Raw genomic sequence first — 12382 nt, 5'->3', positions numbered from 1 at the left:
GATGTACATCCTCAGAACAGCGACCTGCCTGCTCGCGTCGCTATGGGTCTGTGCGCTTGCCGGCTGCGGTGCCTCCGACGAGGACATGGACGAGCCGAGCGACGCGGAGATCCTCCCGGGCGACCCTCGCTTCGAGCGCGATCCAGAGCTCGACGTGGAGAACATCAGCGCCGCTGCGGAGAAGCGCAGCCACAACATGGGGCAGAACTGCATCGGCTGCCATCAGCCGCACGGGCCTGGCAAAGGGCTCTTCACCACGGCCGGGACGGTGTACGCGCCGTCGGGCACGCCGGTGACGGGCGGAACGGTCGAGCTCCGCACGGCCGGCGGAGGCGAGGGAGATCTCGTGCTCTCCGTTGCCATCGACGGGAACGGGAACTTCTTCACGACCGAGCCGCTGCCCTTCCCGGACCAGGCGCTGTTCTTCTTCGTGCGGTCCCAGGACGGCGAGGGGACGAACGAGATGCCGTTTCCATCCATCTCTGGAGCGTGTAACCTGTGTCACAACGAACAGCGCCGCATCCTGCTGGAGTGATCCGCGCAATCGCGTCGGCGGCGCTCGTCGCGCTCGCGGCGGCGTCGTGCGGGGGCGAGACGGAAGCGACCTCGCCGGTCGACGGCTACGAGCTCGCCCTGCCCGTCGGCTTCCCGAAGCCATGGGTGCCGCCCGACAACCCGATGACCGAGGCGAAGGTCGCGCTCGGGCGCGCCCTGTTCTTCGACGAGCGCCTGTCGGGCAACGGCACCATGGCGTGCGCCTCGTGTCACGAGCGCGACAGGGGGTTTGCCGACGGCAAGCCGACCCCGACCGGCTCGACAGGGGACGCGATCCCGCGCAACGCAATGGGGCTGGCCAATGTCGCCTACTTCCCGCTGCTCACGTGGGGCAACCCCACGCTGTCGTCGCTCGAGGAGCAGGCGCTCGTCCCGATGTTCGGCGAGAACCCGGTCGAGCTCGGGATCACCGGCGCCGAGGACGTCGTTCTCGGCCGGCTGCGCGGCGACGAGGCGTACAAGGCCGCGTTCGTCGCCGCGTTCCCCGGTGAGAGCGAGCCGATCACGTTCGATACCGTCGTGAAGGCGATCGCGACGTTCGAGAGGACGCTTATCTCCGGGCGCTCCGCGTACGATCGGTACACCTACGGCGGAGAGGCGGGCGCGATGTCCGATGCGGCGGTGCGCGGCATGGACCTCTTCTTCTCCGAGCGGCTCGAGTGTTATCACTGCCACAGCGGGATCAACTTCACGACCGCCTTCCGGAGCGCCGAGACGAAGCAGGCGGAGATGGATTTCCACAACACCGGCCTCTACAACCTCGGCTCGCACGGGGACTATCCCTCCGGCGGAGAGGGGCTGTTCGAGTTCACCGGCGACCCGGCCGACAAGGGGAAGTTCCGCGTTCCTTCGCTGCGCAACGTCGAGCTGACGGCGCCCTATATGCACGACGGGAGCGTGGCCACCCTGGAGGAGGTCGTCGACCACTACGCCGCGGGAGGCAGGACCATCGACGACGGGCCGTTCGCGGGCGTGGGCAGCGAGAACCCGAACAAGAGCACGCTCGTCAGGGCGTTCACCATCACGCCGGAGGAGAAGGCGGATGTCGTGGCCTTCATGAAGAGCTTGACCGATCCGGAGTTCGCGGCCGTGGTGGACGGCGCGCAGGCGCCGTGACCGGTGGGTGTCAGTTCCCTCGGTTACATCGGCCGGCCCCCGCTCGCGCGGACGATCTCCCCCGTGACCGCGGTGTTCGCCGCCGAGCACAGGAACACGATCGTCGGCGCCACCTCCTCGGGCCGCAGCAGCCGCCCCACGGGATACGCCTTTCCGCGCTGCGCGACGAGCTCCGGCGATACATGCGCGCTCACCTTGTCGGTCAGCGTGAAGCCCGGCACCACGACGTTGGTCAGGATCCCGTGCGGCCCGAGCTCGCGCGCGAGCACCGCGGTGAGCCCGTGGAGCGCTGCCTTGGCGGCGGCATACGGCCCTGCGCCCACCACCCCGTCGAGCGCCACGCCCGAGGAGATGTTGACGATCCGCCCCCATCCGCGGGCCCGCATCGAGGGCACCGCGGCCTGGATGGCGGCAAAGGCACCGTCGATGTTGTCGTGGATGACGCCCTGCCACTCCGCGAGCGGGATGTCCTCGAAGCGCGGCGCGTCCCAGGGCAAGCGCTCGCTCCAGCGGACCGCGTTGTTGACGAGCACATCGATCTGCCCGAAGCGCGCCACGGTGGCCGCGACCGCTGCCTTGACGGACTCGACCGACCCGAGGTCGAGCTCCAGCGCGACCGCCTCGCCGCCTCGCCTCTCGATCTCCCGGACGACCTCTCGGGCCTTCTCCCGCTCGCTCCGGTACGTGAGCGCCACGCGGGCCCCCTCGGCCGCGAGCTGCAACGCCACCTCCTTGCCGATCCCCTGCGAGCCACCGGTCACCAGCGCGGCCCTCTTCTCCAGCCCCAGCTCCATGCGACACCTCGCTTTCGACAGGAAGGTAAACAAAATGGAAGAAACTTCCAAGATGAAATTGGAAGAATCCTCCAGTTGGGCCTGCTGGCCAGCGGTGCGCAGCTGGGGTAGGGGAGGGGCCATGGCCGTGGCTCGACAGAACGGCGTGGCCCGCCGGGAGGCGCTCCTGGACGCGGCGCTCCGCTGCTTCGAGCAGCGGGGCCTCTTGCGCACGGGCATCGAGGACGTCCGCAAGGAGGCGGGCGCGAGCCCTTCGAGCGTGTACCACCTCTTCGAGGACTTCCCGGCGCTCGTGGCCGCGCTGCTGGAGCGGACCTTCGAGCGGCTGGTGGGGCACGTGACCGCGAGTGTGCTCGCCGCGAGGACGGCGCGCTCGGCGGTGCGGGCGCTGGTGGAGGCGCACTTGACCTGGGTGTTCGACCACGAGGGCGAGGCGCGCTTCATGTACCAGGCGCTCGCGCTGGAGCTCGACGGGCATCACCGCGCCGCGCTCCGCGAGACCAAGGCGCGGCTCAAGGCGGAGACGATCGCGCACCTCTCGGAGCTCGGCGTCTTCTCGGGGGAGTGCTCGTCCGAGGTGATGGTCGACGTCGTGCTGCTCGGGCCGGCGCACCAGGCCTGCCGCGCCTATCTCTCCGCGTCCGGCGCCGTGGACCCCGCGTGGATGAAGGCGACCCTGCCCGAGCTCGCATGCGCAGCGATGGGCAAGGTCGACCCGGCGAAACGCGCGGCGCGGACAGGGCGGCCTGCCGCTGGCGTGGAGCCGCGCCAGCAGGCCGGCGGGAGAAGGAAAGGCAAACCAGGTTGAGGAGGTGTCCGCTGATGCTCATCGCGACCCCGCTCTCCGGGCGAAGTCCTCCATGGGTACCCGAAGCCCGATGATGTCGCGCAGCGCATCGATGGCCTTCGTGCGTCGCTTGTAGAGCGTAGAGAGAGGCAGCCCCGCGTCTTCCGCCACCTGGGCCATCGGGATCCCATCCAGATCGTGTGCCACGAGAACGAAGCGCAGCTTCGGATCGAGTTCGTTCACCGCGTCGATCGTGCCCGTTCTGATGCTGTCGGATTCCAGCGTAGCGGCGGCATCCGGCGCGGGATCGGCAAGTTCGATCAGATCGACGAGCTCCTCCCTGCGGTGCTTCCTACGCTCGTGATAGTGCGAGGCAACGTGTACGGTGATCCCGTTCAACCAGCGTTCCGGCCTGCCCCGCTTCGGATCGAACCTGGGCCAGCTCTCCCAGGCGGTGAGCCAGACCTGCCCGGCCACGTCGGTACGATGGCACCGTGGGACGCCCAGCCTCCCCAGCAAGCTCAGCACGGCACGGACGAGCGCCGGGCAAAACAGGCGCGCGTGCGCGGCGGCTCGCTCGTCGTCATTCGACGGACGACCCATGGTTTCACCCTCCCCCGACGGCGATCGAGAGCCCGAGCGGCGAGACGAGCCACATCGCACCCAGCATGTCCTCCATGTTCCCTCCTGAACCGTGAGCATTCGTGTCCGACGCATGGCGGAGCGCGGCCTCGTGCTGCTCGACGACAGCACCGACCTCGCTTGCTTGGCTGTGGATGGACGGCCGACCCGTCAGCGAAGCTGCCTGAGCATCTCTTCGCGCTCCACGGCGAGTCGACCGCGCGGGAACTCCTCCGCGTGTGCCTCGAGCAACCGGTACGCCTCGAGATCCGCCTCTGGGCTGCGTGCCTCGATGGCCGTCCGGGCCTGGCTGAGCAGGCTCCTCTCGCGCGCGCTGATCGCCTGCTTCGCGTGCGTCGTCGAGGACGACGCACGCGGAGCAGCCGTTACCGACGGAGGAGGCGTCTTGGTCGCACCGGCTCCATCCTGTCCGGCGCCGCGCTCCACGGGGAGCGCAGCGGCCTGCGCTGCGGGTGATACGGAGGACGTCCCCGCCTGCCCGGCGCGGCGCTCCGCGGGGAGCGGCGCGAAGGCCTGCCCCGACAGCGCGGGCCAACCGTCATCGAGAGCCGCTCGGAGCCACGCCTGCAGCGTGGACGAGGAGGTCACGGCAGCGACCATGGCGCTCATGAGCACGACGCTCGCCCCCTGCGCCAGGAGCCTCCAAGTCCAGCGGAGCAGGGAGCCGACCCACCCCTTGCGTGGAGTGAGCCCGAGCGGAACGACGCAGGGGGTCTCGTCCCATCCGCGCGAGCGTTGCTTCGCCCTCCGGCGTTGCGCCGCCTCCTCCAGCTGCTCGCGGGCTCGACGGTGCAGCGTCTTCACGGCGTCAGGGTGAAGCCCGAGCTCCGCGGCGATCTGGGTCAGCGGGATCTCCTCGAGGTCATGCTTGATCAAGATGTCCCGGTACTTCGGCTCGACACCGTCGATGAGCTCCCACAACACGGCTTCCCGCTCGCGCCACCTGAGCAGCTCTTCCGGCGTGGGGCGCTCGTCGTGAAGCTCGGGGTCGTGAGACGGCGTCAGCACCTCTCGCCGGCGGCGCGCGCTTCGAACATGGTCGCGCGCCTGATTGGCCGCGATCGCGACGCGGTACGGCGCCGGGTCCCCGCCTGCCTCGATCCGTCCCTCCGCGTCCAGCCCCCGGAGCAGCGCGTCCTGTGCGACGTCCTCTGCATCGCGCGCCGGGACCCCGAAGCGCGTCGCCAGGCGCCGGAAGAGCCCGAAGCTGCTGAAGGTGCCCGCTGGCTTGCCCATGCCGGTAGCACGTCTGAGCGGCCCTCCCGGGGTCAGAAAAGTGAACGGCCCGGTCCATTTTGGTGGGACAATGCGTCCCAATGTGCCACCTGCGCGTTGGCGCAGTATTCGATGCCTAAAAGAGATGACGACATTGCTGGTTCGCGCTGCAATTTCTCGCGGTAAATGCGCGCGCAGGGCGATTTCACCCGTCATTGACGCCGAGCAGTTGATGCAACTACCGTCGTGAGATGCGTTGCGCTCCACAGTTCCTCTCGATTCTCCTTGCGGTCGGGGCATCGACATGCCTCACGAGCGCGGCGCGCGCCCAGGGCGGCTCATCGACGACAAGGTCGGGAGAGCGCTCGACGGTGAAGGACCATGTTCGCCGCGGCCAGAGGGCGCGCGCGGCGGGGCAATGGTCCGAGGCACACGCCGCCTACAAGGCGGCCTTCGAGGCCGCTGACCCAGCGTCGAGCACGGAGCGTGAGCGCGCGGAGATTGCCGGGGAGCTCGGCCTTTGCGAGGTCGCGTTGGGCAAATACCGCGATGCGGCCGAACACCTCGCCTGGAGCCTCGAACAGCGCGAGGCGCTGCCGTCCGCGCTGCAGAAGCGATTCGAGGAAGGGCAGCGCAAGGCAATACCGCATGTCGCGAAGCTCCGTGTCTCCGTCGACCCGCCGGACGCCGAGGTGATCGTCGACACCAAGCCCATCGGCCGCGTCGCGCGCGTCTACACGCTGTTCGTCGAGCCCGGCCTGCATACGGTGCGGGCCCGAGCACCGGGCCGCGAAGATGCGTTCCAGACCTTGCGCACCGTGGCGAAGGCGGAGCACGACATCTCGCTTCATTGTCCGCGCGCGGCGGTGAGCAGCGCCAGAGAGAACGCGCCGGGTCCACCGAGCGAAACGCCTTGCGCCCTGAGCTCCCTGGCGGCTGCGCAGACGCGACCTGCGAGCCCATGGGCTTCCTGGCCGGGGACGGCGCGGATAGGCGGCATCGTGGTGACGACGGCAACGGCAGCGGCCGGCGCGGTCTTTCTCCTGCGCGCTCACGTCATCCATGGCGATCTGCGCGAGCGAGACGTCACGCGTCGCGCGTTGGGGTGGACGTCCCATACGTGCCGGGATGCCAACGCACCGGCGTCGTGCGCCGGCATTCGTGACCAGGTGAACGAGCGGGATCTGTTCGCGACGCTCGGCACGGTGTCGCTGGCGACGAGCGCCGTGTTCGGCGTGGCGACGGCGGCCTCGTTCTTCACGGAGGTTGCCCTTTTCGGTGGTGCGCCCAAAGCCGCTGGCGTCCGCCTCGTGCCGCTGGCGACGAGCGACCAGGCGGGTGTGCTCGTCGAAGGAGCCTGGTGAGGGGGAGGCGAGGTCATGCGTTCTAGATCGATGGGTCCCCGTCGAGAGGTCCTCCGTTCGCTGGCGTCGGTCGCGCTCGGTCTGGCTGGAGCGGCCACCAATACAGGGTGCTACTCGGACAGCTGCGCGGACAGCTACTGGTGCGAGATTCCGCCGCCGGAGCCGTCTCCTTGTGACGGGGATCCGAAGACGGCGGCGGCGCTCGACATGTGCGGCGTGTTCGTCAGCGAGCAGGGCGACGACAATAGCCACGGCACGAAGGACGCGCCGGTGAGGACGTTGCAGCACGCGATCGGCCTCGCCGCGCACGGGCGAAGCCACGGCGAGAAGGCGACCCGGCGCGTGTACGCGTGCGGCGGGTCGTTCGAGGAGGCCGTATCGCTCCCCCAGGGTGTCGATATCTGGGGCGGCCGTCTGTGTGCCGGCGGCGACTGGTCCTATGGAGGGCCGCTCGACGAGCAGAGCGCGTTGACCGTCATCGCGCCGCCCGTGGGGATCCCGGTGCGGGTCCTCGGGGGAGACGATGCGGTCATTCCGGAGGAGGATGCGACGTCGGTGATCTTCGGCGTGCGTGTCGTGGCGGCTGACGCCTCCGCGAGCGACGGCAAGTCGTCGATCGCGATGATCCTGGAGCATGGGGCCAGGGCGATCGTGCAGGGGAGCGTGATCCTCGCAGGCGACGGCAAGGATGGAGACCCGGGCGAGGACGCGCCGAGCTTCCGCGCGAAGGCCGGCGTGGTTGGGACCGACGGCGCGGACGCCTGCACCGCGGACGCCGCGCGGGGCGCCCTTCCGGTCGTGACCGTGTGCGACGACGGGATCGAGTCGACGGGTGGTGAGGGGGGTCGTGGAAGCCTCGAGACGGGTAGCGACGGGACGCGAGGACTGCCGGAACCGGTCGGGACTCCGGACAACATCGGCCTGGGTGGTAGTGGCGCGTCCAGCATGGCGTGCAACCCAGGCGAGCAGGGGGCAAAGGGCGCCGATGCGAAGCGCGCTGCCGGAGCGGTGGATCATGGTCTCCTGGGCGTCGATGGATGGATCGGCGTCCGCGGGGAGGACGGGAAGCCGGGCGGCGTCGGTCAGGGCGGCGGCGGGGGTGGCGGCGGCAAGGGGCGCGACGACATCAACGCGTGTCCGGCGGGTCGGCCCCAGCGCGGTGCGGCCGGCGGATCGGGCGGCAGCGGCGGCTGCGGGGGCAAGGGGGGCCAGGGGGGCGACTACGGCGGCGCGAGCATCGGGATCGTGGCGTTGCAGGGGAGCTTCCTCACGGTCGACGCCAGCACGGTCCTCGGGGCCACGGGCGGCAACGGCGGGGTCGGCGGAACGGGCCAGTGGGGAGGCTTTGGCGCCGACGGCGGCGCACGTGGAACCGGCTCTGCGACCGCCACGTCGCGAGGGTGCGACGGCGGCTTTGGCGGCGAAGGCGGTCGCGGGGGCGACGCCGGCGGCGGTCTCGGGGGCCACTCGTTCGGCATCGGTTCCGTGGGCGCCTCCGTGGCCATCCTGGAGAACGCGACGGTCTCGCCCGGACAGGCCGGCACCGGGGGGCTCGGCGGCAATGCATCCACGGAAACCACGTTCGGCAACGGGGCGAATGGGACTGCGCTGTTCTGGTACCGGTTCGATGCACCAGATCCGGACCCGCCTCAATGAGCCGCCCGTGCTGGCAACCCCTGTCAGGAGACGCACATGAGAAAGAGCACCGCGGCTGCCTTGGTTCTTCTGCTGTCCCCGTGGGCGACCGGCTGCGGAACTGTGCCCAACGTGAACGACCCTGGCTTGGCGCCTTGTGAAGGCACCTCGTGCTCGGACGAGCCGCCCCCGGAGTCGGTCTGCGCGGAGCACGTCGCCGCCGACATCCTCGACGACGGCTGCGGCGTATTCCTCGCCGGAAACGTCGGTGGCGGAGACGACAGGAACCCCGGCACGAAGGCGAAGCCGGTGTACACCATCGAGCGCGCCATCGAGCTCGCGCGCGTCGGACGAGGGCGCGTGTTCCTCTGCAACGAGGGATTCATCGTGAGTCAGTTCAGGGTGCCCTCCGGCGTGGATCTTCTTGGGGGCTTCCACTGCCTGAAATGGGTGCGCGATCCCCTGCGCCCATGGACCCTGTTGAATGCCGATCGGTTCGACGGCCCCATGGGGATCGTCGAGCCCGCGGGCCCCGAGGACAGCGGGGCCGCGGACGGGGTCTCGACGCTCGCCGACCTCCACTACACCTCGTGGGGCCCGATCGGCTTGCTCGCTCAGTCCAACACGGCCGTAGAGATCCTGCGGAGCGAGATCTCCTCCAGCCAGGGGAATGCAGGCCGTGCTGGCGAGCAGTGGCCGACCAGGCAACCGGACGGACCGGATGGCATGTTCGGTGGGGACGCGTGCCTGGCGGCCGTCGTCCCCGGCGGGCCTGCGACCGTGAACCAGTGCGAGAGCGGGCTCACGAGCGTTGGCGGCAAGGGAGGGGACGGGCTGCCCGACAGCGCCGAGGATGGAGGCGACGGGGAGCCCGCCTCAGAGCGACAACCGTCGTCCTCGGGCATCGGTGGTACCGCGGAGCAGGACAATCGCGACTGCTACGACGGGTCCGACGGGGACCACGGGGCTCCGGGGACGCAGGGCGCGCCCGGCAAGGGCATCGGGCGTCTCACCGAGACAGGATGGGAGGGCGACACGGGCGGCGAGGGGACCTGGGGCACGCCGGGCCAGGGCGGCGGCGGCGGCGGCGGTCGTCGGGGCGGGCTCGCCCGGTGCGGCGCGGCCTCGAAGGGTGGCCCAGGAGGAGGCTCGGGGGGAGCCGGCGGTTGCGGAGGCCGCGGAGGCCGCGGGGGAGCGAACGGTCAGCCGTCCATCGGCATCCTCGCGCTTCACGCCCGGGTGACCGTGCGCGACACCAAGATCACGGCGAAATATGGCGGCAAGGGTGGCGACGGCGGGGAACCTCAGGACGGCGGCCGAGGCGGCCGAGGCGCACCGGGTGGAATGCCGGGGGATGAACTCGTCGCCTGTTTCGGCGGCCGGGGCGGCCAAGGAGGGCCTGGCGGCTACGGCGGCCCCGGGCGCGGCGGCGACTCGATCGGCGTCGCCTACCTCGACGAGGACCAGCTCACGCTCGAGGGCGTCACCATCGAGATCGGACAGCCGGGCAAGGGGGGCATCAGCTGGGACTACGATGGCCGTACGACGGTGGGAGAGAGCGGCGAGGCCCACAAGACGCTTCGCTTTCCCGAATAGCCGAAGTCACCACCGAGGCGCCGAGTCGCGGGTACCTGGACTTGAACGCAGCGTCCGCCGCGTCGCCGAGCTTATGACAGAAGATCCCCTACGGGAGATCGTAGTCCATGCGGTTTGCGCCCTGGTCGACTGCGGCGCTCCGCCGTCGACCAGGTGGACATCGACGTCGCCGAGCTCGCCGGCATCCACCTCTACCCCGCGGTCGCCTCCCCGCCACGCGCCGCCCCCTCGCGGGGTACAGCCGCCCTATCACGTCAGCGACGGCGCCGGATGCCCAGAACGACCGCGGCGCCCATGCCGACGAGCACGAGCAGGGCCACGCCGACCCACGCCCAATCCCAGGGATCCGAGCTAAAAGAGACGGCCACTGCGCCGCACCCGGGAGACCACGCTCTTCTTTTCATCAGGCAGCCCATCCTCTCATGAACCGCTCCGGCCGGTCCATTGGAAGGTGCGGACTCCGACGCGGTGCTCCTCGACGCTGCTGCGACGCTATCTGCTGGGCGCCGTGGACGTTAGCGCGATCGGGAGGTCGCCGGCGTCCGCCGCGACTTGGCCGAGCTCGCCCAGGTCGACGGCCATAGCCCCGAGCTCGCCTCGATCTCCTCGCCGGCGGTGCGGCACGAGCTCGGCCAGGTCGACGGCGGACGCCCAGGGGAAAGGGCTACACGGGATCCACCCAAGTCCACACGACCGAGAAGAGGCACATGTATATCGTCGCCTTGCCCATCGACACCGTGTCCATCGCCACGTCCGGAACCACCTCGTTCCCGAGCTCCGGCGGGATCGGTCGGTAGCCGGGGTACGTGGCCTCGATCTCCCGAGCGATCTCGTGCGCCACCGGCTCCTCCTCTGGGATGATGCCGGGGAGGTGGATGCCGTAGTATGGCCCGAGCAGGGACACGTGGAAGCCGAGCGCCGTTTCGTCGGTGAGCCAGATGCGGGCCGAGTACGCCGGGTCGCCCCCTCCCGCCAACAGGTGGAGCGACTCGTTTTGAAGGCCGTATCGATCTCCCAGGCGGCGGATCATCGCTTTCCACGTTGGGTACTCAGCTCGCCCTCGGTTTGCGGCTTCCACCAGGCGGCGGTGCTCCTCCGTGTCGTCGTAGAAGGGCTCGTTGGGAGGCACGTAGATGCGATCCGTGCAACGCACGCCCCGCGGGTAGAAGTGATAGACGACGTCGAGCAGCTCGGAGCGAGTTGTCACCATCATTTCGTCACCCTGGCGCCGAGTCGCTTATACTTCGACTTGAACGCAGCGTCCGCCTCTTCGCGAAACGTGTCGCAGAACGTCTCCTGCGGGAGATGGTAATCTATGCGGTTTGCGACCTCCTCCGTGATCTCCTCGCTGAGGTTGGCCGCACGGTCTGGATCGATTTGTCCATAAATCTCAGTCCGGAGCGGCATGCCGATGGTAAAAGCGCAGGACCACTCCTTGATCTTATGCGGGATCGTTAGTCTCTTGAAGTTCAGTTTGGCCCTGGCCTCTTGCCACCCTCCGCCTTTACCCTCACCGTCGTCCTTGACAATGGTGACAAACTTGAATACCGAAGGATCGAAATCTGCGTATATCCATGGGGCCATTCCAGGCGACGGACACTTCGAGCTACACGCATCGCTACAGCTCAAGAAGGTCGCGCCGTCTCCGGTTATATCGCCGAATCCGGGGCACGGGTCTGGCGGGTTCTCCGGGCTATCTGTCGGCCTCTCCGAGGTGTCGCTCGGGCTTTCCTCTCTTTCCTCTTCGTCTTCGAGGTCCGACTCGTTGCACGCGATCTTGCGCTCGCCCCCCTGCGGGTCGGCCCCGAAGTCACCGGATGCGGCGGAGGTGAAGATGGGGCGGGGCTCCGAGCCTGGACCGGCCCCTGCCCCCGAGGTCCTTTCCTCGACAGGATAGCAGTCACCGAACGTCCGGTTGCACGCCGCCAGCGCCCAAACCGCGATGACCGAGATCAATAATAGAAATTTTCTCGTGTTCATTTCTCACTCCATCGAAGCACAGGACCAGCAACGAACACGACGGACATATAGCCCGGGAGCACCAGGCTGCCCCGGCCGACCCAATCCACGTTGACGCTCACCGACACCCCCAGCGGTCCGGCGACGTACGCGTTGGTCTGCGCGTGGCCGCCCACGGCCAGGCCACCGACGCGGCCGCACAAGGTGGCGCCGCACGCCGGCATGAGGTAGAACGCGATAGACGGCCCCGCGCTGACATTGCCATCCTTCCACGCAACCCCGATGTCAACCGAGGTCTGGTTGTAGATCCCGAGCCCATCGTCCTCGATCGGGGGTAGGATCGTGCAGAGGTCGTGCACCGTGAACAGGATGTCTCGCTGGATGGGCCACGATATGCCCGCATGCGGCCCCACCGCGAGGCGCGGAATGGTACCGGCCTGGAGCCATCCGAGGCTCACTCCGGCGCTGAGCTCGGACGCCTCTCCTTGCGTGGGTACGACGACCAGCGGGGGGACGACCAGAACCGCCCATGGGATCCGCCGGCTTCCTGTGCCCACCGTCCCCTTCTCCCCTCTCCGCAACGGACGAGCAACGTAGCGACGCGGGCGATTCTTCTGATAACAGGGATCCGGCGTCAAACGGAATCCAGACGAGAGGACCACAATGGACGTGGATCGCTCCGTCCAGAGCGTGCAGCACTGCGCAGCTTACGGCGCGGC

Annotated in this window: 13 protein-coding genes; 6 read left to right on the top strand and 7 right to left on the bottom strand. The window is 69.1% G+C overall.

The annotated features are described in order from the left end of the window. Position 1 precedes the first annotated feature (1 nt). A complete protein-coding gene (locus tag WME97_RS37280) occupies positions 2-535 on the top strand; it encodes a hypothetical protein (RefSeq protein WP_437544852.1) in 534 nt (177 codons plus the stop codon). Next, positions 532-1671 carry an MbnH family di-heme enzyme gene (locus WME97_RS37275; protein WP_437544851.1) on the top strand — a complete coding sequence of 380 codons (1140 nt, stop codon included), beginning with the start codon at positions 532-534 and terminating at the stop codon, positions 1669-1671. Before WME97_RS37280 ends, WME97_RS37275 begins: the two co-directional genes overlap by 4 nt. Before the next feature lie 23 nt (positions 1672-1694). Here WME97_RS37275 and WME97_RS37270 read toward each other — a convergent pair whose 3' ends face one another. Beyond that, positions 1695-2465: an SDR family NAD(P)-dependent oxidoreductase gene (locus tag WME97_RS37270; protein WP_437544850.1), complete on the bottom strand. Its 771-nt coding sequence runs from the start codon at positions 2463-2465 to the stop codon at positions 1695-1697. Between the two features lie 121 nt (positions 2466-2586). Between WME97_RS37270 and WME97_RS37265 the strand changes: the two genes are divergently transcribed. Beyond that, positions 2587-3273, top strand: coding sequence for a TetR/AcrR family transcriptional regulator (locus WME97_RS37265; protein ID WP_437544849.1), 687 nt, complete (start codon positions 2587-2589; stop codon positions 3271-3273). A gap of 18 nt (positions 3274-3291) precedes the next feature. On the opposite strand, the gene WME97_RS37260 is transcribed toward WME97_RS37265, so the two are convergent. Together WME97_RS37260 and WME97_RS37255 are read right to left on the bottom strand one after the other, a co-directional pair. Then, positions 3292-3855 carry a sigma-70 family RNA polymerase sigma factor gene (locus WME97_RS37260; protein ID WP_437544848.1) on the bottom strand — a complete coding sequence of 188 codons (564 nt, stop codon included), beginning with the start codon at positions 3853-3855 and terminating at the stop codon, positions 3292-3294. 189 nt (positions 3856-4044) lie between these two features. Next, positions 4045-5130, bottom strand: coding sequence for an RNA polymerase sigma factor (locus tag WME97_RS37255; protein ID WP_437544847.1), 1086 nt, complete (start codon positions 5128-5130; stop codon positions 4045-4047). A gap of 512 nt (positions 5131-5642) precedes the next feature. On the opposite strand from WME97_RS37255, the gene WME97_RS37250 reads away from it, so the two are divergent. The 3 genes from WME97_RS37250 to WME97_RS37240 are packed head-to-tail and all read left to right on the top strand — an operon-like array spanning position 5643 to position 9704. Then, positions 5643-6473, top strand: a complete 831-nt coding sequence (locus WME97_RS37250; protein ID WP_437544846.1) for a hypothetical protein — start codon at positions 5643-5645, stop codon at positions 6471-6473. A 15-nt stretch (positions 6474-6488) separates the two neighbouring features. Beyond that, complete coding sequence (locus tag WME97_RS37245; protein ID WP_437544845.1) at positions 6489-8129, top strand: hypothetical protein; 1641 nt, start codon at positions 6489-6491, stop codon at positions 8127-8129. Between the two features lie 36 nt (positions 8130-8165). Next, positions 8166-9704 carry a hypothetical protein gene (locus WME97_RS37240; protein WP_437544844.1) on the top strand — a complete coding sequence of 513 codons (1539 nt, stop codon included), beginning with the start codon at positions 8166-8168 and terminating at the stop codon, positions 9702-9704. 254 nt (positions 9705-9958) lie between these two features. On the opposite strand, the gene WME97_RS37235 is transcribed toward WME97_RS37240, so the two are convergent. The 4 genes from WME97_RS37235 to WME97_RS37220 all read right to left on the bottom strand — a co-directional run bounded on the left by WME97_RS37235 (position 9959) and on the right by WME97_RS37220 (position 12220). Further along, positions 9959-10108: a hypothetical protein gene (locus WME97_RS37235; RefSeq protein ID WP_437544842.1), complete on the bottom strand. Its 150-nt coding sequence runs from the start codon at positions 10106-10108 to the stop codon at positions 9959-9961. Between the two features lie 260 nt (positions 10109-10368). Then, the gene (locus WME97_RS37230; RefSeq protein WP_437544841.1) at positions 10369-10917 is read right to left on the bottom strand and encodes a hypothetical protein; all 549 of its coding nucleotides are present in this window, start codon (positions 10915-10917) and stop codon (positions 10369-10371) included. After that, the gene (locus tag WME97_RS37225; RefSeq protein WP_437544840.1) at positions 10914-11684 is read right to left on the bottom strand and encodes a hypothetical protein; all 771 of its coding nucleotides are present in this window, start codon (positions 11682-11684) and stop codon (positions 10914-10916) included. Before WME97_RS37225 ends, WME97_RS37230 begins: the two co-directional genes overlap by 4 nt. Continuing rightward, entirely contained in the window at positions 11681-12220 is a 540-nt protein-coding gene (locus tag WME97_RS37220; RefSeq protein ID WP_437544839.1) for a hypothetical protein, read from the bottom strand. The genes WME97_RS37225 and WME97_RS37220 overlap by 4 nt, the downstream gene beginning before the upstream one ends. Positions 12221-12382: the final 162 nt, after the last annotated feature.

This window comes from Sorangium sp. So ce367 (genome assembly GCF_051520455.1).
GTDB classification, from domain to species: Bacteria; Myxococcota_A; Polyangia; order Polyangiales; family Polyangiaceae; genus Sorangium; species Sorangium cellulosum_B.
This window is presented reverse-complemented; position numbering and strand designations above follow the sequence as displayed.